We start from the raw sequence: 20,983 nt of genomic DNA on the forward strand, positions 1-20,983 counted from the left end.
GTAGCAAAGATAAGCTGGAAGGAGGCAGCAAGGGGGCGTTCATGTCCTCAGGACCCTACAAATTCGATCTCTTCCTGCGCTACCACCGCGCCCAGACCCGCTGGGTACGGCAACTGGCCGAGCGGCTGGACCAAGAGGGGTTCAAGGTCTGGTTCGATCGCTGGATGCTGCAACCCGGGGATAACCGCAAGCTGGAACTGCAACTGGCCATCGAGCAGTGCCGCTGGATTGGGGTGGTGGCCTCGCCGGAGTTTGTTGCCAATCCCTGGCCCCGAGATGAGCTCTACAGTGGCTTCTCCCACGCCCCGCCCCGGCAAAACCAGCGTCTATTGACCCTGCTCCACACGCCCACTGAGCTGCCTCAGCCCCTGGCAGAAGCGCCGCTGGTGGATTTTAGCGGCTCTGAGGAAGACCCGGTGCTGTTTGAGTACCGGGCCCGCGAGCTGATGCACTTTTTGGACCCCAGCTTTCCCGCCCCTGGGGATCTCCAGCGATTTCGGCTGCACTACCGCCGCCGTGAGGAACCTCCTGAGGATGAGGAAGTGCGGGGGTTCCAAGCTTTTCTACGAGCCATTCAGCTAGCCATCCTGCGCATTGCCACCGGCGAACTGCCTTCCGCTACACCAGAGGAAGGGGCACGCAAGATTGCCATTTTGCAATTTCTTCAGCGCCTGTTTCAGTGGAATAGCGCCGATATCCAGTTTGAGCGAGCGGAGGAGTGGCGCAAGCGAGGCAACCTAACCGAGGCTCTAGCTGCCTACGACCGCGCCTTGAACATGGATCCCAACTTTGCCCTGGCCTGGAGTCGGCGCGGCGACGTGTTGGTGCAGTTAGGCCGCTACCGCGAGGCAATCGACAGCTACCACGGATCCCTGAGCATTAACCCCTATGACGAGGAGACGCGGCTGCGCTTGGCCCTAATTCTGGGGCGCCTGGGCCAGTACAAAGCGGCGGTGGTCAACTACGACAGGGTGCTGGAGAGCAACCCCGAAGATGCCTTGGCCTGGCACAATCGCGGCATTCGTCTGCTGCAACTCAAACGGCCAAAGCTGGCCCTCAACAGCTTGAACAAGGCGTTGCGACATAACCCCAAGCAACCCCGCAGCTGGTTGGCGCGTGGGATTGCCCTGCGACGGCTGCGGCGGCCCAGTGCAGCGGCGGCCAGTTTTGCCCGGGTCTTGAAGCTCAATCCCAGGAGCGCGCGGGTCTGGCGCTACCAAGGGAATGCTCTGCTCCACTGCCAGCGGCTGCGCTCAGCCATTGAGTGTTACAAGCGCTCGCTGCGACTGCGCCGTCGGGATCCCGTGACGCTATACAACTTGGGCGTGGCCCTGTTGCGCCTGGGGCAGTACCGGTTAGCCAGCAAAGCCCTGGAACGCGCCCTGCGCTATGACCCTGACAACCCCAAAGGCTGGTATGCCCGCGGCGTGGCTTTCCAGAAATTGGGCTACCTCAAAGAGGCCTGCATCCACTTCGAGGAGGCCCTGAAGATCCAGCCAGAGAACTTTCCGGCCCGCTATGCCCTGGCGGCGGTTCTGCAAGCGTTGGGGCAGTACGAGGCTAGTTTGGAGCAGTTCCAACGCCTACTGCAGCAGCGTCCTGGCAGCGTAGCCTGCTGGTTTGGCCAGATCACAAGCCTGCGGCGCTTGGGTCGGCTGGAGGAGGCCCTTGCTGCCAGTCAGCAGAGAACCAGCCTCAATGAGCAGGATCCCTGGGGCTGGTTTGCCTTAGGACTGGTCTATGGCGACCTGAAAGAGGCAGAAAAAGCGGTGGAGGCCTACTCGCGGGTTTTGCAGCTGACCCCCGAGGACGCAGTGGCCCTCAACAACCGCGCCTGGGAAGCCCTGAAGCTGGGGAAATTGGAGCTGGCTTTAGCCGACGCCCAACGGGCCACAGAACTGGAGCCCCAGCGGCCTGCCTTTTGGCATACCTTGGGGCTAGCCCAACTGCGGACTGGCCAGCGGGAAGCGGCCCAGGCTAGTTGGCAGCGCTGCCTAGAGCTAGACCCCCAGTTTCAGCCAGCCCAAGCGGCGCTGCAGGAGTTGGCTCTTGTCAATCCCGCCGCGAGCCCTGCCCCTGCGGCAATGCCAGGTTCAGCCTTGCCAGCGCTGGAGACCCTCAGCCCTCAAGAAGACCTGCCCACCCCTGTGCAGCAGCCAGTAGGCAGACCTGGACTTTTAGGTGTGAAAGGGAATAGCGAGCAGGGGCAACAGCGCCAACCCTAGCCAACCCCAACTCTCCCGAGACGGCGAGGGCCCGGAGACCTCAGGCCCTTTGGGCTGCAGCAAAGCCTCAATGCGCTCTTGCAGGCGCCCTCCTGGAGGGGGGTCCATTTCCAGGGCAAAGCCAACCCAGGCATTTGACGGCTGCTGTCCCCTCCCATAGCTCACCACCTGCAGCAGCGCCTCTCCCAGCACCAAGGGATCCACCCGCTGGGCTGCCCAGCGATCCGCTCGCAGTTCCCGCAGGGTCAGCAACTCCTGCCAGAGAAGCTCCGTATTCGGCAGCCAAGCGCTAAGGCGGCGCAGCCAGCCCACCGCCAACATCCACAGGGTATCGCGGTAGTGGCGATGGGCCTCTTCGTGGATCAGCACTGCCCGCAGGTGTTCTTCATCCAACTGCTGCAGCAGGCCGCGGCTAACTACCAGTTGCGAGTTCCACACGCCTACCTGAGCGGCAAAAGGGATCTCCAAGTCCAAAACGTAAGCCGAAAAGCCACACAAATTCACCTGCGCCAGGGCCTGCCGGTGGGCGCGTTGACAGGAGCACCAGTACTCCCCAATCCAGCGCAGGGCCAAGCCTGCGGCCGCCGCCAGTACCAACAGCGCACAGCCGTAGGAAAACCACCCTCCCGCTCCAGCCATTTGTCCCCGTGGCCCCATCCAGGCCAAAGCCAGGGCGGTTGTTAGCAAAAACAGGGGCGGCAGCAAGAAGTGGATCCAGGCCCACTGCCAGCGCTGCGCCCAGGAGCCCGCCCTATCTAGCCGCACTTGGGCTCGCCACAGCCAACTGAAGGCCAAGCCCAACAGCAACATGCCCAGGTGGCTCACTGGGGATCCCTCCTAGCCTGGCGGGCTGCTCGCAGCCGTTCGGCAATTGCCTGCAACTGGGAAACACTGGCCTGATCCAGGCTGTCGGCAAAGGCGGCCACGGTGTCTGGGTCGCTCACCGCCAAAAACTGCTGCAAGTGGGCAAAGGCTCTTAGGCTAGCAGCTTCCTGGCGAGAGAGACGAGGCCGCCACAGCATTGGCAAAGACCGCCCCTCGGCATCGGTGCGCCGCTCACAGCTCACCCAGCCCTTTTGGCTCAGGCGCCGCAAAACGGTGGTTACCGAGGCATAAGCCAGCTCCCGATCCGGGTCGGCCAGAATGCGCTCGTGGATTTGACGAGTGCTGGCACTGCCGAGATCCCAAAGGATTTCAAGGATCTCCGACTCCAGAGGGCCCAGTGACAGTTGCTTGGGACGATGCTTTGGCAACATGATCCCCTGCCTGAGAAGGGGCACTTAGTCCAGGCTAGCTTAAGCCTCGGCAGCGCCCTTCCTTCCTGAACAAGAAGTCTATAGAAAGGCTCAGGGAGCACTCTGGAGAGTGCCGTCTTCTGTTAGGAAGCGAGGGCTTAGAAAAGGACGCAGCGCCTGGGGAATGCGGATCGAGCCGTCTGGCTGCTGGTGATTTTCCAACAGAGCGGCTAGAGTCCGTCCCACCGCCAAACCGGAGCCATTGAGGGTGTGGACGAAGTGGGTACCCTTTTGCCCAGCCTCTTTGTAGCGCAGGTTGGCGCGGCGGGCCTGGAAATCCCAGCAGTTGGAGCAACTGGAGATCTCACGGTAGCGGTTTTGGGAGGGGAACCACACTTCCAGATCGAAGCAGCGGGCCGCCGAAAAACCGAGATCGCCGGTACACAGCTCCACCACCCGGTAGGGCAGCTCCAGCATCTGTAAGATGGCCTCAGCATCCTGCACGAGTTTTTCGTGCTCGGCCTCCGATTGCTGGGGATGGGTAATCTTGACTAACTCTACCTTTTGAAACTGGTGCAGCCGGATTAGGCCCTTGGTGTCCCGGCCATAGCTGCCGGCTTCGCGGCGAAAGCAAGGTGTGTAGGCACAAAAATAAAGCGGCAGACGTTCGGCCGGGATCACCTCATCCCGGTACAGGTTCGTGAGGGGCACTTCTGCCGTTGGGATTAGCCAGAGGTCGTCCTCAGCACAGCGAAAGCTCTCTGAGGCAAACTTGGGCAGTTGCCCTGTCCCCTCTAAGGCGGCGCTGTTGACCAAAAAAGGAGGGATCACCTCGGTGTAGCCAGCGGCAATGTGGCGCTCCAGCATCATGGCAATCAAAGCCCGCTCCAGAGCTGCTCCTGCCCCTACCATGGCCACAAAGCGGCTCTGGGCTACCTTGACGGCACGGCCAACCTCCAAGAGGCCCAGCTTCTCGGCAATCTCGTCATGGGGAAGAACGGGGTGGGTGGGTTTTAGCGCATCCCCCCAGCGGCGCACCTCCACGTTTTCCGTCTCATCCTGGCCCACTGGCACGTTGGGTAAGGGCAGATTGGGCAGGGTGAGGAGAAGAGTCCGTATCTCCTCCTCCAGCTCCCGCTCCCGCTGTTCCAGCTGGGCAATCTCAGCCTTGAGATCTGCTCCTTGCTGCCGCAGGGCCGTCACTTCCGCTCCCTGGGGATCCGCCCCCTGCCGGATGAGCTCGCCCACTTTCTTGCCAAGGCTGTTGCTTTCGGCCTGCAGAGCAACGCGCCGGGTCTCCAACTGGCGCCGCTTGCCATCCAGCTCTAGGATCCTGTCCAAATCGGCGACGGCCCCGCGCTTGCTCAGGGCTTGGCGCACTTCTTCCGGGCGATCCCGCAGCAGCTTTAGATCCAGCACAAGACCTGCCTAGCAAGAACTTCTTACTTTTTCAGCCAGCTAAACATGGCCCGCAGCTCCTTGCCCACTTTCTCAATGGGGTGCTCGGCCTCGCGGCGGCGCATCGCAGTCAACACGGGTTTACCTGCCTGGTTTTCTAGGACAAACTCGCGGGCAAACTGGCCACTTTGGATCTCAGCAAGGATGCGCTTCATCTCGGCACGGACTTGCTCCGTGATGAGGCGGGGGCCACGGGTGTAGTCGCCGTATTCCGCCGTGTTGGAGATGCTCTGGCGCATTTTCTCCAGCCCCCCCTCGACGATGAGATCCACAATTAACTTAACTTCGTGCAGGCACTCGAAGTAGGCCAGCTCCGGCTGATAGCCTGCTTCCACCAACGTCTCAAACCCCGCTTTGATCAGGGCCGTAAGGCCGCCGCAGAGCACCACTTGCTCGCCGAAGAGATCGGTCTCGGCCTCTTCCCGAAAGGTGGTCTCGAGGATGCCAGCTCGAGTGCCGCCAATCGCCTTGGCATAGGCCATAGCCCGCTCCCGCGCCATCCCGGAGGCATCCTGATAGACAGCAAAGAGACAGGGCACCCCCTGCCCCTCTAGGTAAGTGCGCCGCACCAGGTGACCAGGGCCTTTGGGAGCCACCATGATGACGTCGATATCCGGGGGGGGCTGGATCTGGCCAAAGTGGATGTTGAAGCCGTGGGCAAATAGAAGCACCTTGCCCGGCCGCAGATGGGGGCGGATCTCGCTTTGGAAGACAGCCTTTTGGACTTCATCCGGCAAGAGGATCATCACCCAGTCAGCGGCAGCAGCGGCATCGGCCACGGTCTTGACGGTCAACCCCTCCTGCTCGGCTTTGGGCCAAGAGGGGCTGCCGGGGTAGAGGCCGACGAGGACGTTGACACCGCTGTCGCGCAGGTTGAGAGCGTGGGCGTGCCCCTGGCTGCCGTAGCCAATGATGGCCACCGCCTGGCCGTTTAGGAACTCTAGGTTGGCGTCGGTATCGTAGTAGAGGCGAGCCATACTTAGGCTGGGTAGGGAGTAGCTGCGTTTGAACTAGGATACCAGGATGGCAGGGAAAAACAGAGCAGGTTCAGTGGCCATAGTGAACGGTCTTCACCCACCTCAGCTGTTTGGGTTGCACACACATCCGAGCCGTGGTGACAATCATAACCGGCAGCCAGTGGAGCATGTAGAGCAACCCCAGGACCGTACGCCACCACAGTTGCCGCCCGCGTAGCCCCTCCACCTGGCGTAGGCCGCGATAGAAGGCCAGGGTCAGGGATCCCATAACTAGAGCGTTCAGGGGAAGCAGCACTGAAGAGTGGCCCGTCAACAGCACCCAGAGGGTATCGGGAACCAAAGCCATAGGCAGCAGATACTGGGAGATAAAGAAAGCCCAGAGATCAACGCTCTTGGCCATGCCTAGGCGCCCGCTGAGGATCCCTGGCCAATAGTCAAGGTAACGCTGGTAACCCCCTTCTGCCCAACGACAGCGCTGGTACCAAAGGCTTTTCCAAGAGGTAACCCCCTCTTCGACAATAGCGGGCTCGGTGAGGAAGGCAATATCCACCCCTGCTAGGTGGAGCTTCAAGGTGAGATCCAGGTCGTCAGTGAGGGTGCTTTCGTTCCAGCCGCCGCACTTTTCCAGAACATCCCGCCGTACCAATTGGCCGTTGCCCCGCAGTTCGCCAATACCCCCGATGAGTACCCGCTGCTGTTGCAAGTAGGCGTCGGAGGCCATCTCTGCCACCTGGCCCAGCGTCCAGAAGTTGACGTTGGGGTTGCTCAGGGCTTTGCGCACCTGTACAGCACCTACTGCCCGCCGACCAGGACGAGGAGGCTGAGCAAATAAAGGCAGGGTGCGAACCAGTAGATCCGAGGGCACAATGGCGTCGGCATCACAGACAAGGATAATCTCTCCCTGGGTCAGGGGGAGGACCTCGTTAAGGGCACCAGACTTTCCGCCCCCTCGCCCTGGGGGCCGCCGGTAAACTCGGAGGTGCGGCAGCCATTTTTGGGCCTCCTGCAGGATGTCTGGGGTGGCATCGCTGCTGGCGTCATCAATGGCCCAGAGCTCTAGATGGCTGCGAGGGTAGTCCAGCTGGCTAAGGCTGTGCAGCAGCCGCGGTAGCACAGCGCTCTCGTTTTTGGCCGGGATCAGCACCGTTACCCGCGGCAGAGGTGGCTCCTGCAAGGCCAAAGCCTCTGAGGGAAGGTTGGGAGATCCCTTGTCAACCTCGTCTCTAGCTGGGGTTTCCAGGGGGTGAAGCCGTAAGGGAGGCGGCGGGTCTGCCGGCTGCAGGCGAAACAGGCGGTTGACGTGGATAACCATGAAGGTAGCTAGGCCAACAGTAAGCCAACGGGCCACGGCTACCTGATGCATCAGGCTCACTACCCCCCACACCATCGCCAAAACTAGCAGAGCTTTAAGCCGGCGGCGCTGGGCTGAGGTGAGCAACCACTCGGGGAGATCCAGATCCTCTAGGGGAACCGCCTCTGACCAGACAAACTCAGACATGGGGAGTATCTTGTCGAACAGCTTTGCCCAAATCAACCGGCTTGCCTAAGCCTAGGCCTGGCGGCTGTTCAGAGGTCGTTAATCATTAGTCACCACTGGGTTGTCACCGAGTTGGGCTGAAAACCTAAGCTCTTAGGCTGCCACCCCTGCAGCAAGGGATCCCTCCTGCCCCAATGGGGAGCTCATGGGTTGCCGCGAATTTCCTTAATGACCCCATCTTCAAGCAGGATCTCCACCTGCATTTTCTGAATCAGGTTGTCTCCCTTTTGCACGTAGAAGAAGCTCTCCACGCTGCCCTGCAGCACCTCCTGGTTCAGTTCCAGGTCGCTCAGTTGGTTGAGCTGCTGGAGCAACTGGTTTTTCTGATCCAAGAGCCTAATCTTTTGCTCGTTCACGCGGCTTTTCACCGCTTCCACCTGCTGGAGCACCTGAGGGCTATTAGGGTTAGGGCTTTGTTTTTCGATTTCGGCAATGGCCCGCTTACCCTGAAACTCCAGTTGCTGTATCTGAGCATCGGTGGCTTCAATCTGCCGCTCCAATTGCTCCCGCATTTCTTTCTTCCAAAGGGGGGTGACCACCACCTTAACAGGGATGGTGCGCTTGAGCAGTAACTGAGTGCCGTTGCCGACGTTGTTTTCTTCCATAAGACCTATGCCAGGCAGATGACCAAGCAGACGGGGAAATCTCCCCTCAAAAACTCTGGACTTGGGGAAGAGAAGCTCAACCGACTAAATCCTCTCCTGCTGAGCCGGCGAACTCACCTACTTTATCCTACCGGCTGGGATCCCTGCAGTAAAGTCTGGGCTGGGGGCAATGGCAGCTTTGGTTAAGGATCTTGAAGGTCGCTGCCCTGCGGCGGCGCGAAGTCAGTTAGCGTGAAAGACGGTGTTCTCGGATTTTGCAGCAGTCATGAGCGAACTGGCCTCAACTCCCTGGCAACCCTCGGCAGGGGCTGCCCAGCCAGTGCGGATCGCCTCCCGCAAAAGCGAGCTGGCTTTGGCCCAGACCTACTGGGTAATGGGACAGTTGCAGGCCCACCATCCAGGATTGCCGCTGGAGCTGCACACGCTTTCCACTCAGGGAGACATCATCCTAGATGTGGCGCTAGCCAAAATTGGAGACAAGGGCTTGTTTACCAAGGAGTTGGAGGTCAGTCTGCTCAACGGCAGCAGCGATCTGGCAGTGCACAGCCTCAAGGATTTGCCCACCCGTTTGCCGGAAGGCCTGGTACTAGGGGCGATTACGCAAAGGGAGGATCCTTTGGACGCGCTGGTGCTGCGGGAGGAGCTGCGTGGCTACCAACTGGCCACCCTGCCCGAAGGGACGGTGATTGGCACTTCGTCGCTGCGGCGACTGGCCCAACTGCGCCACGCCTTTCCCCACTTGCAGTTTAAGGACGTGCGGGGCAACCTCAACACGCGCTTGGCCAAGCTGGAGCGGGGGGAGTACGACGGCCTGATTTTGGCGGTGGCCGGCCTAAAGCGGCTGGGCAAAACCGACCGGATCCACGAGGTGCTGGATCCCAGTGTGTTCTTGTACGCGGTTGGCCAGGGATCCCTGGGGCTCGAGTGCCGGCAGGGGGACGAGCGGATTCTGGAGCTCATCCGACCCTTGGCTGATGCGGAGGCGACAGCCCGCTGTTTGGCCGAGCGAGCTTTCCTGCGGGCGCTGGAGGGGGGCTGTCAGGTGCCCATCGGCGTCCACAGCCAAGTTCGAGGGGAAGAGCTGCACCTGACCGGCATGGTGGCTGACCTAGAGGGGCGACGGCTCATCCGCGATACCCAGACGGGATCCACCGCCGATCCGGAAGCGGTTGGGGTGGCCCTGGCGGAGAAGCTGAAGCAGCAGGGAGCCGACGAGATCTTGCAGGAGATCTTTGCCCGGGCTCGCTGCTAAATTCTCTTGGCTAGCTCTCGGGAAACTGGCCAAGGGAAAGAAAAACGGCAGGGAGAGTTTTAGATCCCCCCCTCTGCCGTTACTGCTGCCAAGGACTTGCCTCAGATAGGGAACTCACATTCACAGCAGCAGTAGTTGAGCTCCACCTTAGCTTCCAAGACAGCCGTGTCGTCTTGAACCACCAACGTAACCTTGTTGTTGGCAACTTCAGCGGGCGAGAGCGTTAGGGTTTTGGTAAAAGTCTGACCTGTCGAACTAACAGGTGAAGCGTATAGGAACCCCGATTGAGTTAGAGTGCCGCCGTTATACACGTAGTACTTGTCGTTGCCCGCATCCGGAGAACTGTTGCTGCTAGCCGGCAAATTGTTGCGGTAGGCAAACGTCAGAGTACCTCCCAGCCGGCAGCCTGCTTTACAAGGAGGATTCCATTGAAAAGTGTGAGCAAAGACTTTATTTGGGTTTGGTTCTGACCAGTTGTAGTTCCATAAGGACCCTGGAGATTGCTCCAAATGGTGGCTGGAATCTCTGGCTGCAAAGGAACAGCGGGGCTGGGTGGCGGAGCCTGCAGCCTCACCGACTGCAACCTCATGGGCCGAGGGCAGGGGAGCGTGGGCAACGGTCTTGGAGAGGGGAGAATGGGGATCTGGCGGAACAGCTCATCGATGGCCTCAGTTTCGGGAGCAGGGGAGGGCGCGGGTTCTGGAGTCCTGGGCCTTGCTGGCACAGCCGGCCTTGGAGCTTGCGCTACCGGAAAGTGCCCCCAAAACAGATCTCTACCAGAGGCAATCGAGGAAGGGCCATAGCTCCAGAAACCAAAAGAGACTAGAGCCAGTATACCTAGGCCCAGGCCTGTTTTTTTCATTGACGTTCTCCAAGAAACTTTCTACCAACAAAGACTTTTCAGAGAAGAGTAAGTTCCCTAAGTGTCGCGATTTTTTGTCAACTTCTATTGACTCTTGAGCTCCTGAGAAAGCCAAAGGAAAGATTCCTAGGCATTGAAGATACGTCTCTCAAACTTCAGCCCCAGCCAGATCACGCCGATCCCACAGACCACCAGCACCGCCGATTTGGTCATCAGGTTGGTCTGGTACTCGAAAAAGCGGGTCAGCACCACCAAGGTCAGGCCCAATAGCCCCTGCCAGAAGCGGCTCCGCCGCCTCTGCTGCAGCCCTTCCCAGCAGAGCACCACCGACAATCCCACGAGCGAAAGGGTCACGATCCAGGGAGCAAAGAAGGCCAAGGCTACCTTTGCGGTTAGGTTCAAAGGCAGGGCGCTGCGGATCCCCAGCAAAAGCACCAAGGCAACCAGCGAGAACAGAACGGCAGCATCCTTCAGCCAAGCAGAAACGGGCTGGGATCGCTTTGCCTGCCAGCCCTGCCACCAGCTCCAACCGGCTAGCAATAGCAATCCTGCTGCCGACAGGCCCGCCCAGGGATCCACAGTTTGGACTAAGGGTACAGGTTTGAGATCCCAGTCCCAAAGCTCACGAAAGCTCCAGAGGTAGAGGAGAAAGCCCAACCCCAGGAAGGCCAGCCCCTCCGCCGTCGGGTCCAGATCCCAGCCTTGCTCCTGCTCGCCCTCCTGGCCATCTTCTCCGGTCAAGATCTGGCCTAGCCACTGCCCACGGCGTTGGTGCCAAAAGCCCAGCCCCCAGACGACAGCAAGACCAAGCAGCAGCCAGAGGGTCAAGCTTTCTGCAGACCCGTCCCAGCGCCCTGCCAGCCTTTCTAGCGCCAGGCCGAAATTCACCAATGCCAAAGCCAAGATCCAACGGGAGCGGCACCCATAGGCAAGGGGCAGCAATAGGCCAAGGGCCAGCCAGGGGTAGAGAGGATCCAGAGCCGAGCCGATCCCCTCCTCCCACAGGGTAGTTATCCCAGCCAGGGCGAATAAGAGACAGGCCAAGATGCCGCTGGGGGTGTGGACCAAGCTGTAGGCCATGGCCAGGCTGCCCAGCCCCCAGGCCAAGAACAAGCCCGCCGGGGATCCCCCGATTTGAACCCACTGGGCCGTCAGGCCAATGGCAGCCCCCAAAGACAGCTCGCCGGCAATCAACAAGGCGCTGCCCAAGCGCGGGGAGCCCTGCTGCCTAAGCCGAAAGCCGGCCCCCTGCAGCCCCAGCGTGAGAGCCAGGGATCCCAAGGCTCTGGCCCAGCGGGGAATGGCGTCCCAGTTGGCGGCCACGAAGGAGATCGCCCCCAAGCCCACTAGCACGGCGCCAAACAGCAGCAGCAACAGGGTAAAGCGGCTGCCGGCTGTTCTCGGCAAGCTCTCTAGCTGGTAGTACTCCCCCAGGCGATCCCGTTGCTCCGGCTGGATTAGCCCCTGCTCCACCCAGGTGTCCAGTAGATTAGCCAGTTGACGGCGGAAGCGGTCGTCGGGGCGGGGAGAAGTCACAGGGGATCCCGTCAAGGTGCCGGGTGTAGCAGGGTATGTCGCCAGTATTCTAGCCCCCACCCCCAACCCCTTTCCCAAAGGGAGAGGGGAGATTGGGATCCGTAGCCTGGAGCACCCGCTGCAGCACCTCTTGGTAGCCGGCTGCCGGATCGCCGAGATCAAAGCGAAAGAGGTCTTTATCCAGCACTCGTGGCTCAGCTCCCTCTAGATCCCAAAGACGGCAGGTGTCGGGGCTAATTTCGTCCGCTAGCCAGATCTGCCCTTCCTCGTCCAAGCCAAACTCCAACTTAAAGTCCACCAGCTCCAGCCGGCAGCGCCTCCAGAAGTCGCGAAGGTGAGTGTTGACTGCCAAAGCCAGGGATCCCAAAACCTCCACTTGCTCTGGCGTGGCCAACTGCAATAGGCGGATGTGGTCGGGAGTCACCAGGGGATCCCCCAGGGCGTCGTTTTTGTAATAGAACTCCACCAGCGGTGGCTCGATGGGAAGGCCCCGCTCCAGGCCCAGGCGCTTGCAGAGGCTGCCAGCAGCACGGTTGCGCACCACCACTTCCAAAGGCAGGATGTGCAAGGCTCGCACCTGCATCTCGGTGGGGCCGGTTTGGGCCAGAAAGTGGTTGCGGATGCCCTGCCGCGCCAGGTAGGCAAACACCCGGCTAGAGACGGTGCAGTTGACCTCCCCCTTGCCGGCGATAGATCCCCGCTTTTGGGCATTAAAAGCCGTGGCGTCGTCTTTGTACTGGCAGAGGTAAACCTGGGGATCGGCGGTGCGGTAGACCCGTTTGGCTTTGCCCTCGTAGAGGAGCTCTTGGGGCGTGGGCAAGTTGGACATGAGCAACCCCTAATATCCGTTCAACCGTCCGCGGATCCCTTGCCAGAGGGTGATGGCCAGGATGCGCAGATCCAGCCACAGAGACCAGTTTTGCACATAGTAGAGATCATACTGGGTGCGGCGGGCAATGCTGGTGTCTCCCCGCAGGCCGTGGATCTGGGCCCAGCCGGTAAGGCCGCTTTTCACCAAGTGCCGATCCGGATACTTGGGGATCTCCTGGCTAAACTGCTCCACGAAGTAGGGCCGCTCGGGGCGAGGGCCCACCAGGCTCATTTCCCCCTTCAAAACGTTCCAAAGCTGGGGAAGCTCGTCCAGATTGGTGCGGCGCAAAAAGGCTCCTATCTTGGTTCGGCGCGGATCCCCAGGGCGCGTCCAGCCCGGTTGCCCAGGCTCCTCCGCATCTACCCGCATGGTGCGGAACTTGGCAATCCAAAAGCGCCGCCCCTCCAAGCTTACCCGCTCCTGCCAATACAGGATGGGGCCAGGGCTGCTGCAGGCCACCAGCAGAGCGATGACCAGGAAGAGCGGGCTAAGCAACACCAGACCCAGGGAGGCCCCTAGGATATCTACAGCGCGCTTGAGGAAACGGTTGTGGGCATAGCGCAGAGGGGGCTGCCGCAGCGTCAGCAGCGGGATCCCATCCAGAGAGTGGAACTGGAGGTTAACGGTTAAGAAGCTGAGAAGCTCTGGCACCAGGCGCACTTGAACGGAGAGGGCTTGCAAGCTCAGCAAGAGGGGCGCAGAGGCCAACTGGGGCTGCCCAAACCACACCTCCTGGATCTCAGGGTGAGCCTGTACATAGGCCACCAGATGAGCGGGCTCAAGCCGCTCCAGCTTCTGCAGAGGCCCCGGCTCTGGCGCCGAGGGATCCCCAGCCACGGCCCAAGCCTTGACCTCAAACCCCAAGGCTGGACAGCGCTCTAGCCGCTCCAGCACCTCAGCCAAGAGCAAGCCGGATCCCACCCAGATGACCCGTCGCCGCCCCTGGCCGCGGGCGTATAGCCAGCCCATGCCCAGCCGCAGCGCTGCCCGCATTACCGTCAAGCCGAGCAGAGCCAGCAGGCCAGCATAGCCCACCACCAAGCGCGACAGCGAGACGGAGCGCACGAAGAAGGCCCCTGCCAGCACCAGGCCGAAGGTCACCCCCAGCCCCAGCAGCAAGCTGGCCCATTCTTCAAAGCGAGATAGGCGCTTTGATTCGCCGTATCCTCCCAAACCGGCCTGAACGCCCCAGTAGCTGAGAACGGTCAGCAACCCCAGGCCAGCGTAAACATCCCACGGCAAAAGCTGGTGAGGGCCTAGGCTGCGCAGCCAGTAAGCTGCCCCGAAGGCCAGCCAAATACAGAGCCCATCCCCAAAACAGGCCAAGGGCACCCACAGGTGGTGCGGATCTAGGCTCAGGGTGTAGCTACCCAAAAAGGGCCCCGTCCTCCTCCAAGAGGACTGCCTCTGGCTAAAGGGATTGGCCAAGAACTGTCTCCTCTAGAGTCCAGACTGGGATTCTAGTGGTTGGCCGTCCCAACTGGCCAGAGAGCTGCCCTAGCCAACCTAGAGGACACTACAGCCCGTAGAAATCGGGGCCGGATCCCTCGTAGCTGGGGTTAACCCGCAAGTTGAGATAGGGGCAGACAATCTCGCAGGTGCGGCACTGGATGCAGTTTTCCAAAGCCATGGCGTGGGAGCGGAGGCCGTTGCGTTCCCGGATGTGGTGGACTTCTGCCGGGCAATCGGCCACGCAGGGGGTAGGGCGGTTGAGTTTGTCGTAGGTGGCAATGCACTGGCGGCAGGTGTCGGCGCTAAACTCGAGGATATGGCGGTTGCCTTCGGGGTAGCGGGGATCCGCAAAAAAGACGGCCTCGGATCGCGAGAAATAGCCCGCTCGAGTGGTCAATGTTTCGGGATCCACAACGCTGGGGGCCACAAAGTCCGCCTGGATGGCGGCATGGGGGGCCACATATCCCCGTGGGGGTGGCTCGCTGGCGCTGACCCGTCCCGTCAGCAGGGTATAGGCACGCAGGAGTTCCCTGCCGCGACGCACGGGATCCTGCAGGCCCCAGCGCAGGGATCCCAGCCAAGGGTGGCCGGCATCCACGCTGCGGCAGATCTGGGGCAGGTACGCATCCAGCAGATGGGGGTTTTCCAAAAAGGCTTCCCGGAAGTAGCGGCTACGGTAGAGATCTTGGCCAACGGAGCTCTCCATCACCGCCTTTTGGTAGGCCTCTTGGATCCGCAGATCTCCTTTCAAGAAGCCGTCGTGAATGAGGCCCGCTGCTAGGTAACCGGTCTCCATGGCGTTGTTGATCCCGGCCAGGCTGCCCACATCCAGCACCCCCAGGGCATCGCCCAAGAGCAAGGCCCCTTCGACGCCAAAGCGAGTGGGCAAGCTGTAGTAGCCCCCTTCGGGAATGACAGCCGCCCCGTACTTGAGCAACTTGCCGCCAGCAATCAGGGACTGGATCCAGGGGTGGGCTTTGAACTCCTGCAGGCGCTGCTGCGGGTTGAGGTTGGGATTTTTGCTGTCGAGGCCAATGATGAGGCCCAGAGCCAGGCGGTTATCTTTGAGACCATAGACAAAGCCGCCGCCAAAGCTGCCATCCAAAACGGGGTAGCCCAGGGTATGCCACACCTGCCCCTGCAGCGAGCCAGGAATCTGCCACAGCTCCTTGACCCCCACTGACCACAGTTGCGGGCGGGGGCGCAGGTGAAACTTTTCGATCAGATCCTTAGAGATAAACCCCTTGTCGCCAAAACAAGTGAGCTCGGCAAAGACACAGTCTTCATAAACCTGGCCGGAGTCGCTCACCCGCACCCCAATGACTCGCTCCCCCTCATAGAGGATCTCATGGGCAGCAAAGCCAGGGAATACGTCCAGGGCGACGTTGGGGATCCCTTTAGCCTTTTCTTGTAGGGTTTCGGCTAGCCAGCGAATGACATGGCTGAGGGTGAGGATGAGCTGCCCCTGTTTGCGCAACCCCTTTGGGATCACTGCCTCTGGCAAGTCCCACCGTTCCTGGGATCCCAATATGCTCAGGTGGCTCACCTCCACCCGCCCCTCGTGGGGAAATCCTTGGCTCTCAAAATCCGGGAAAAGCTTGGCAATCACCTGGGGGCTGCAGATAGCGCCACTGACAATGTGCCCACCAAATTGCCGGGCTTTTTCCAAAATGGCAATGGAGATTTTAAGCCCAGAGAGCTTGGCCAGATCCAGAAGGCGATGGGCCAGGATTAGGTTCGAGCAGCTCCCCCCCACCAAAAGCAGGTCGTAGCGGATGGCTTCACCCATGCAGGATTCCCCACGCAGCGGCTTTGGATGGCCTGCCTGTATCCTAAAGAGAGGCGGTGGAAAGAAAGCGAAACTTTAGACCTTCTCAAGCTTCTGCGCTGCCTCCACAGCCGAGACAATGGCCAACTCTCCTTCTCATCGGTGGACGGTCGCGGTGCCTCTTCTAGCAAGACTGTCGGGGTTTTTGCCTCGGACTTCGGGCCAAGCTGTCTGCACTGCCGTCTGGGTTCAAGCAATCCCTAGCTTTTGCGATAGCAACACGGCTTCGGCTGGGCAGAACCGACGGTTCGTTGGCAGCAACTGGATCTGCTCCGGTGGGATCCCCCAGTCTTGGCGGATGTCGAAGAATCGTCCTCTGCCTATGTCTTTGTTGGCAATGCTGCTCTGCGCCTTCTTGGCTCTTTTGAGCTGCAGCGTTGTGCGACATCACTTATTTCAGTCGGGCGGCTATGACCTTGGAATTTTTGACCAATCAATTTATCTAATTAGCCGTGGAGAAGTTCCTTTTTCCACTATCCGAGGGATCCACATCCTCGGAGATCATGCGGCCTTCATCCTATATCCCATCAGTTTCTTGTACCGCATTGTCCCCTCGGTTTATTGGCTGTTCGGCATCCAATCTCTGGCGCTAACTTTGGGAGCGCTGGCCGTTTACCATCTTGCGCTCCAGGCCGAGGTTGATCCTGGAAAGGCAAAGACCATTGCCGCCGCCTATCTTCTCTACCCGGCTATCTTTAACGCCAACCTTTTTGATTTTCACCCAGAAGTGTTGGCCGTTCCCCTTTTTTTGGCAGCTATACTCTGCATTCGCTCTGCCAACCTGTGGGGGTTCTTGCTGTGCCTGAGCGGTATCCTTGGCTGCAAAGCGGTGCTGTCTCTCAATGTTGTTGCCCTGGGAGTTTGGCTACTGCTTTTCGAAAGCAGGCGAATCCAGAAGCGCTGGCAACAGCGCTGCCAGGTGGCCGGCTGGGTGGCCGTAGCCTTAGGTTCAGCCTGGTTTGGCATAGCCACTTTTTGGGTTATCCCTCACTTCAGCGGCAGCGAGCCAGCGGCCATCTCCCACTATAGCTATTTGGGCAGCTCTGTTTCTGAGATCATCCAAAACTTGGTGCTCAAGCCAACATTAGTCCTGGGCAAATTCTTCTCTCTCGATACCCTATTCTATGGATTTTTGTTGGTTATCCCCGTGGCCTGGGGGCTCTCTTGGCGCCACTGGGATCCCTGGATCCCTGCTCTGCCAACTTTGGGGCTGAACATTCTCTCCAGCAATCCTGCCTATCGGGATCTGGTGCATCAGTACGCACTGCCTGTTGTCCCCTTCTTATTTCTGGCTATGATTGAAAGGATGAAAACGCCTTGCTTTCAAGCTCGTTTTGCCAAGAAAGCGGCCCTGACCTGGTCGCTGCTGGCTTTTCTGGCTCTGGGCAAATACACTTTTTTCGGATCTATCTATCTCCAGTCTCTCGACACTTGGCAGGCCACTCGAGAGGCCCTTGCCCAGATCACCACTCAAGGGGGCGTTCTCACCACCCACGAGATCTGCCCCCACCTCACCCACCGGCGGGTTATTTACTTTACCGACGAAAGCCGCTTTAGGGGATCCCCCCCTGACCAATGGGATCCCTTTGATTATGTGCTACTGAACAGCCGCCATCCGGGATGGCGCAGCAGCCTAGAGTTCTCCCATGCTCTGATCCGAGCTTTACAAAAAGAAGCCTCGTTTCGACTGCTCTACCATCGCGATGGGGTGTACCTGTTCTCCAGGCTACGGGAAAAACCTTAGGCTTAGCCTGCTGCTCTCAGGGGCCAAGAAGCTCAGCTCAGAATCCCGAACCCCACCGACCAAGAAGAGGGTGGGGAGACGAGCAGCTGACATCCTCCCTCTTTGCTGAGGCCTAGGATTTGGGGGGCAGGAAAGCTAGAATCTTTTCATGCTGACGGATGCTGCCTACGGCGTGATCCCAGTGCTTCCCCTCCCACCTGCCCAGGGATCCCATCTCTATCTGCTTATCCAGCACCAAAAGGGGCACTGGGCCTTCCCCAAAGGACACAAAGATGAGGGTGAGAGCGAGCTGGCGGCAGCCCAGCGGGAGCTGCGCGAGGAAACCGGCCTGACCGAGTATCACTTTCTAGTGTTGCCGGGCCAGTCCGAGCCTCTATCGCTGCAGGAGGTTTACACCTTCACCGATTCCGCCGGGAATGCCGTAGCCAAGACCGTTACCTACTACGTCGCTCTCCTGCCAACCCAGTTCCCTCCCCCTGAGCTACAGGTTCAACCGGAGGAGGTGGCTGCCTACCGCTGGTGCTCCTACGCCGAAGCTTTGGAGCAAATGACCTTTGAAGAAAGCCGCCAGCTTCTACGCCGCTGCCAAGCTTATCTAGAAGAGCTGTGGGGAGACCAAAGGTGATTGCAACTCAACGGCCCAAGCTACTGCTCGACAATCGTGACGTTAAAGCCCTGATTTTTCAAGGTCTCGGCATGGTAGCGGGCATATTCTAGTTGTGCAAAGGCTGCTACCTGTACAAACTTTTGGCCGTTCACCTCTTTAACAAAGGCGTCACGGGCAATGCGGCGAGCCTGCGCCAAGCTCTCCTCCCCAGAGTAGGTGGTCAGCACCAAGAAAGTGCCCTCGCCGCGGTTTGGCCCCAGCGAGTCGGGGTCGCTGCCAGTCAAAGGTACCGCCCGGGGCAGCTTGTCTTGGGAGGGACGCTCCAGGCTAGCTGCCAATTTCTCCACCCATGTCTCCTGGCTGGGAGGAGTTTGCAGGCTATCCAGCGGGTTGGGGACATTTTCAAGAGGCTCAACTTGCAGTTCCTCCACCGAAGGAGTGGTCAACCCCAGCGCTAACTCAGGGGGAGTCACCCCACCTGAATACGACTCTTCCCCCACCTCGGGAATCAGGGGTAGCTGGGCCAAGTCCACCAAAGCAAGTTTCTTTTCAGCTTTGGGCAGCGACAGCTCCTCTGGCCAGAGTAGCCAGCGCACCCCAAAGCCAATCCCCACCCAAGAGAGCACCCAAACCAGCAAAGCCGCCAGGGGCGAAACTCCTCTAGAAGGGCGGGGCACTTCTTCTTCCTCTAAATCTTCCACCACCTCTTGGATCAGCACAGGCAAAGGACGGTGGGTGGGAAGGCTGCTAGCGGACTGGCTCCCCCGCAGCCGTGAGATGGACTCCCGGCGCTGTAAACGCGGCCAGAGACGGAAATGTTTCCCTTCTTTGGGCGGATCCAGATGCAGACGGCTAGGGACTTCCGAAAGCGTTCGTTGGGGCGTCAGCTGCGTTTTCTGAGGCGGCGGCAGGGGCTGAGTAGGATCTGAGTGAAGTGGAGAAAAGTCCATAGATAACCTACCCTCCCTCGCTTAGGAACCAGTATGCAAAGCCAACCTCACACTCTAGCCGTTGACAGCTTGACAGCAGGACTGGGGCAAGGGACAGAGACAACGCCATTAATACCATGCCACAGAGCTGAGGCCGGCCTCTAGAGCTTGGCCCCAAAGAAGCCCCTATCAGTCAATGGGTGCTATAGGAGAGAGATTTTCCAGGATCTCCCAACAGGCCGAGAGCAGGCGCTCTTGCTCCGGCAGAGTTCTTAGGCCAATACGCAGATAGCGATCCCCCAGCTCTGGGAAGCTTAGGCAATCCCGCACCAGGATGCGGTACTGCCGCAGCAGCTGTTCTTGAAGCTGCGTGGCGGAGAGGGGGCAGCGCACCAGCACAAAATTGGCTTGGCTGGGCCAGGGATCCCAACCGGGCAGCGCCTGCAGACCTCTGAGCAGATGCTCGCGGGCCCTGGGCAACCACATCAAGGTGCGCTGGCGAAAGTCCGCGTCAGCCAAAGCCGCTGCCGCCGCCACTGCCGCCAAGCCATTGACGCTCCAGGGATCCCGCCACTGCCGCCAGCGTCGCCAGCGCTCCGGATGGCCCACTGCAAACCCAATGCGCAACCCGGGTAAAGTAAAAAACTTGGTCAGCGAGCGAATGACAAGGGTGTTAGGGTGGGCCTCAAGGTAGGGGATCAAGGTTTGGCTGCGGGGCAAAGGGGCCACTGACCCGCTGGGGCAAGCAGCTGCAGCGCAGAGATCAATTGGATCTTGCGGCGCGTCTCCCGGGAGAAAGTCCATAAAAGCCTCATCCACCACCACCTGCTCAAAGTGGGGTAGAAGAGGCAGAATGGCCTCCCGCGGGATCAGCTGGCCCGTCGGGTTGTGGGGATTGTTTAGCCAGAGCACCCGGCCTCTCTTGTTGCCAGGGATCCCTTCTGGCAGCAAAGCGGCAGTGGGCGATCCCGAACAAGACAGCCAATCCAGCGGCTTGATCACGGCACCTGCTGCCCGCAGTGCCCGCTCATAGTCGCCAAAAGCGGGACGGGGCAGCCATACCTCTAGCCCCTGCGCCTCCCGAGCAGCCCAGGTCAGCAATTCCGCCGCCCCGTTTCCGACAAAAATCCACTCCGGGTCGACTGACCAGCGCTGCGCCAAGCAAGCACGTAGCTCTCGATAGTCGGGATCCGGGTAGCAGCTGATGGCAACTGGGTCCGGTGCCGCCAGCGCTCGAACTAGGGCTTGCACAACCGACGGCGGCGGGCCCAGGGGGTTGAGGCTGGCGGAAAAATCCACAATAGCCTCAACCGGGCAACCAGCAATCGCTGCTGCCCAAGCTCGGTGGCCACCATGTCGAGGCCGTTGCACGTCAATCCCCTTAGGACTTCCTCCCGCCTATGCGAACGGGACTTAGCCTAACCCAGCGGTTCAAGACCTGTGGCCAGCTGCCACCGCATCGCGAAAAGCTTTGCCGGCGGTGAAGGTGGGGACAACGCTGGCGGGAATCACCATCTTCTCGTTGGTTTTCGGGTTGCGGCCTTCCCGTTCTTTGCGCTTGCGGGCCTCAAAGGAACCAAAGCCCACTAGGGTGACCTTTCCTTTGGGTTCTCCGTTTTCATCGCGGGAGGCAACTTCTTCCACGATGATCTCCAAGGCTGCCGTCAAGACAGCCTCAGCCTCTTTTTTGGTTACGTTAGCGCGATGAGCGACGGCTTCCACAAGCTCTGCCTTGTTCATCCTGGTCTCCTCAATGAGCTGCTCAGAGAAGTTGTGGCTGTAGGAGCAGGGCTAGCCTTGTGCCAGGGCACAGCCGCTGCCGACGATAGGATTGTAGCCATTTGGCTCCAAATCACTGACCTATT

The 20,983-nt window shown here is 60.0% G+C and carries 17 protein-coding genes; 4 read left to right on the forward strand and 13 right to left on the reverse strand.

The annotated features are described in order from the left end of the window. Positions 1-41: 41 nt before the first annotated feature. Complete coding sequence (locus NW807_RS09280) at positions 42-2,225, forward strand: tetratricopeptide repeat protein (protein WP_414425914.1); 2,184 nt, start codon at positions 42-44, stop codon at positions 2,223-2,225. On the opposite strand, the gene NW807_RS09285 is transcribed toward NW807_RS09280, so the two are convergent. The 6 genes from NW807_RS09285 to NW807_RS09310 all read right to left on the reverse strand — a co-directional run bounded on the left by NW807_RS09285 (position 2,178) and on the right by NW807_RS09310 (position 8,037). Further along, entirely contained in the window at positions 2,178-3,050 is an 873-nt protein-coding gene (locus NW807_RS09285) for a M56 family metallopeptidase (protein WP_414425915.1), read from the reverse strand. The two genes, NW807_RS09280 and NW807_RS09285, sit on opposite strands and share 48 nt — an antisense overlap. Continuing rightward, a complete protein-coding gene (locus tag NW807_RS09290; RefSeq protein ID WP_414393902.1) occupies positions 3,047-3,481 on the reverse strand; it encodes a BlaI/MecI/CopY family transcriptional regulator in 435 nt (144 codons plus the stop codon). Before NW807_RS09290 ends, NW807_RS09285 begins: the two co-directional genes overlap by 4 nt. Positions 3,482-3,571: 90 nt before the next feature. Further along, positions 3,572-4,879: a serine--tRNA ligase gene (serS, locus tag NW807_RS09295; RefSeq protein WP_414425916.1), complete on the reverse strand. Its 1,308-nt coding sequence runs from the start codon at positions 4,877-4,879 to the stop codon at positions 3,572-3,574. Between the two features lie 23 nt (positions 4,880-4,902). After that, positions 4,903-5,895, reverse strand: a complete 993-nt coding sequence (gene ilvC, locus NW807_RS09300; RefSeq protein WP_414425917.1) for a ketol-acid reductoisomerase — start codon at positions 5,893-5,895, stop codon at positions 4,903-4,905. A gap of 70 nt (positions 5,896-5,965) precedes the next feature. Continuing rightward, complete coding sequence (locus tag NW807_RS09305) at positions 5,966-7,393, reverse strand: glycosyltransferase family 2 protein (RefSeq protein ID WP_414425918.1); 1,428 nt, start codon at positions 7,391-7,393, stop codon at positions 5,966-5,968. Between the two features lie 182 nt (positions 7,394-7,575). Further along, a complete protein-coding gene (locus NW807_RS09310; RefSeq protein WP_414405981.1) occupies positions 7,576-8,037 on the reverse strand; it encodes a YlqD family protein in 462 nt (153 codons plus the stop codon). 265 nt (positions 8,038-8,302) lie between these two features. Here NW807_RS09310 and hemC point away from each other — a divergent pair, with 265 nt between their 5' ends. Further along, a complete protein-coding gene (gene hemC, locus NW807_RS09315) occupies positions 8,303-9,289 on the forward strand; it encodes a hydroxymethylbilane synthase (protein ID WP_414425919.1) in 987 nt (328 codons plus the stop codon). A 988-nt stretch (positions 9,290-10,277) separates the two neighbouring features. Here hemC and NW807_RS09320 read toward each other — a convergent pair. The 4 genes from NW807_RS09320 to NW807_RS09335 form a co-directional block, all read right to left on the reverse strand. Next, a complete protein-coding gene (locus NW807_RS09320; protein ID WP_414425920.1) occupies positions 10,278-11,687 on the reverse strand; it encodes a DUF2157 domain-containing protein in 1,410 nt (469 codons plus the stop codon). Positions 11,688-11,736: 49 nt separating this feature from the next. Continuing rightward, entirely contained in the window at positions 11,737-12,507 is a 771-nt protein-coding gene (gene purC / locus NW807_RS09325) for a phosphoribosylaminoimidazolesuccinocarboxamide synthase (RefSeq protein WP_414425934.1), read from the reverse strand. Positions 12,508-12,525: 18 nt separating this feature from the next. Then, entirely contained in the window at positions 12,526-13,932 is a 1,407-nt protein-coding gene (locus tag NW807_RS09330; RefSeq protein ID WP_414425921.1) for a sugar transferase, read from the reverse strand. Positions 13,933-14,074: 142 nt separating this feature from the next. Continuing rightward, positions 14,075-15,799 carry an electron transfer flavoprotein gene (locus NW807_RS09335; RefSeq protein WP_414425922.1) on the reverse strand — a complete coding sequence of 575 codons (1,725 nt, stop codon included), beginning with the start codon at positions 15,797-15,799 and terminating at the stop codon, positions 14,075-14,077. A gap of 361 nt (positions 15,800-16,160) precedes the next feature. On the opposite strand from NW807_RS09335, the gene NW807_RS09340 reads away from it, so the two are divergent. Together NW807_RS09340 and NW807_RS09345 are read left to right on the forward strand one after the other, a co-directional pair. After that, positions 16,161-17,582, forward strand: a complete 1,422-nt coding sequence (locus NW807_RS09340; RefSeq protein WP_414425923.1) for a DUF2079 domain-containing protein — start codon at positions 16,161-16,163, stop codon at positions 17,580-17,582. Positions 17,583-17,730: 148 nt separating this feature from the next. Then, positions 17,731-18,207, forward strand: coding sequence for a bis(5'-nucleosyl)-tetraphosphatase (locus NW807_RS09345; RefSeq protein WP_414425924.1), 477 nt, complete (start codon positions 17,731-17,733; stop codon positions 18,205-18,207). Positions 18,208-18,227: 20 nt separating this feature from the next. Here the strand turns inward: NW807_RS09345 and NW807_RS09350 are convergent, their stop codons facing one another. The 3 genes from NW807_RS09350 to NW807_RS09360 all read right to left on the reverse strand — a co-directional run bounded on the left by NW807_RS09350 (position 18,228) and on the right by NW807_RS09360 (position 20,858). Further along, positions 18,228-19,139: a hypothetical protein gene (locus NW807_RS09350; RefSeq protein ID WP_414425925.1), complete on the reverse strand. Its 912-nt coding sequence runs from the start codon at positions 19,137-19,139 to the stop codon at positions 18,228-18,230. 168 nt (positions 19,140-19,307) lie between these two features. After that, the gene (locus NW807_RS09355; protein WP_414405990.1) at positions 19,308-20,489 is read right to left on the reverse strand and encodes a pyridoxal phosphate-dependent aminotransferase; all 1,182 of its coding nucleotides are present in this window, start codon (positions 20,487-20,489) and stop codon (positions 19,308-19,310) included. 60 nt (positions 20,490-20,549) lie between these two features. Next, on the reverse strand, positions 20,550-20,858 hold the full coding sequence (locus NW807_RS09360; RefSeq protein ID WP_414393879.1) for an HU family DNA-binding protein: 309 nt from the start codon (positions 20,856-20,858) through the stop codon (positions 20,550-20,552). Positions 20,859-20,983: the final 125 nt, after the last annotated feature.

It is taken from the genome of Synechococcus sp. R70.1 (assembly GCF_047461675.1).
GTDB lineage: Bacteria > Cyanobacteriota > Cyanobacteriia > Thermostichales > Thermostichaceae > Thermostichus.

Bases quoted from the DNA above. Each gene is read 5' to 3' on its own strand.
- NW807_RS09340 (WP_414425923.1), top strand. From the start codon at position 16,161: ATGTCTTTGTTGGCAATGCTGCTCTGCGCCTTCTTGGCTCTTTTGAGC.
- NW807_RS09360 (WP_414393879.1), bottom strand. From the start codon at position 20,858: ATGAACAAGGCAGAGCTTGTGGAAGCCGTCGCTCATCGCGCTAACGTA.
- NW807_RS09345 (WP_414425924.1), top strand. From the start codon at position 17,731: ATGCTGACGGATGCTGCCTACGGCGTGATCCCAGTGCTTCCCCTCCCA.
- NW807_RS09335 (WP_414425922.1), bottom strand. From the start codon at position 15,799: ATGGGTGAAGCCATCCGCTACGACCTGCTTTTGGTGGGGGGGAGCTGC.
- ilvC (WP_414425917.1), bottom strand. From the start codon at position 5,895: ATGGCTCGCCTCTACTACGATACCGACGCCAACCTAGAGTTCCTAAAC.
- NW807_RS09350 (WP_414425925.1), bottom strand. From the start codon at position 19,139: ATGGACTTTTCTCCACTTCACTCAGATCCTACTCAGCCCCTGCCGCCG.
- NW807_RS09280 (WP_414425914.1), top strand. From the start codon at position 42: ATGTCCTCAGGACCCTACAAATTCGATCTCTTCCTGCGCTACCACCGC.
- hemC (WP_414425919.1), top strand. From the start codon at position 8,303: ATGAGCGAACTGGCCTCAACTCCCTGGCAACCCTCGGCAGGGGCTGCC.
- NW807_RS09310 (WP_414405981.1), bottom strand. From the start codon at position 8,037: ATGGAAGAAAACAACGTCGGCAACGGCACTCAGTTACTGCTCAAGCGC.
- NW807_RS09305 (WP_414425918.1), bottom strand. From the start codon at position 7,393: ATGTCTGAGTTTGTCTGGTCAGAGGCGGTTCCCCTAGAGGATCTGGAT.
- NW807_RS09290 (WP_414393902.1), bottom strand. From the start codon at position 3,481: ATGTTGCCAAAGCATCGTCCCAAGCAACTGTCACTGGGCCCTCTGGAG.